Origin of the sequence: Staphylococcus sp. GDY8P85P (genome assembly GCF_017892405.1) — a bacterium.
Taxonomy (GTDB): Bacteria; Bacillota; Bacilli; order Staphylococcales; family Staphylococcaceae; genus Staphylococcus; species Staphylococcus borealis.
The window spans coordinates 4,958-5,845 of sequence record NZ_JAESLA010000008.1 but is presented as its reverse complement, the minus strand read 5'-3'; the positions used below and the strand labels follow the sequence as shown (position 1 = coordinate 5,845).

The following is an 888-nucleotide window of genomic DNA, read 5'->3' as shown; positions in this document are numbered from 1 at the left end:
ACAAGAAGAAACTCGTTTACTAAACCACCAACCAAAACCTTAAAACTCATCGTAATTTCACTTAAGTTTTTCTTAATTATTCCTTCTTTTTCTACGTCACTTAAATTCCACGTTAAAGGCGTCATATCAAGTAATTTATTCAATTCTTCTTTATTTAATTTAACCTTATAACTAATGTCTATCATTTCAATTTTATTAAAATTAGCTTCAAATAAATCTATAACCTCAGAATTATCATAATCCTTATTTTTATGATTACTAAAGACTATATTCCTTATTTCTTTTAAATAATCACTATTAGGAATTATTTTTATCAATTTCCCCTCTTTATCTAGAACTCTTTTAAACTCATCATAATTAGAAGGGCTAAGCACATTAATTAAAAAGTCTACATTCCCATTCATAACTGGTATATCAGCTAGATCAGCAACCAACCAATTTATATTTTTATATGATTTTGCTGCTTTTTTTACACCTTCTTTTGCAATGTCTATACCTAAGAATTCATTTTCACCAAGAAATGTTTTACTAATTTCATTTAAAATATAACCCTCACCAGTACCAACATCTATCACATTATTTTTAGTTTTAATCTCATATTTTTTAATAATTTCTATGATTTTTGAAATTAATATCGAATACAAATTGCTACTATCATTCAATTCTCTTCTAGCAATAAACAATTTTTTATCGTATTTACTTTTTTTATGCCCTGAAATTAAATTCGAATAACCCTCTTTTGCAATATCAAAAGTATGGTTATTCTCACATGCTAAAGTTTTATAACCTCTCTTTAATTTTTCATCACATATAGAACACTTAAAAAACATATTCACACCTCCAATCAAATAATTATAAATAACAAAGTTGCTTTATTCCAATTGCTTT

General features: G+C 25.3%; 1 protein-coding gene. It reads right to left on the bottom strand.

All coding sequences use genetic code 11. The features are described from left to right. Positions 1-830, bottom strand: an 830-nt coding sequence (locus KA828_RS01745) for a putative RNA methyltransferase (protein ID WP_210125298.1), incomplete at its 3' end; no start/stop codon positions are given. Positions 831-888 lie beyond the last annotated feature (58 nt).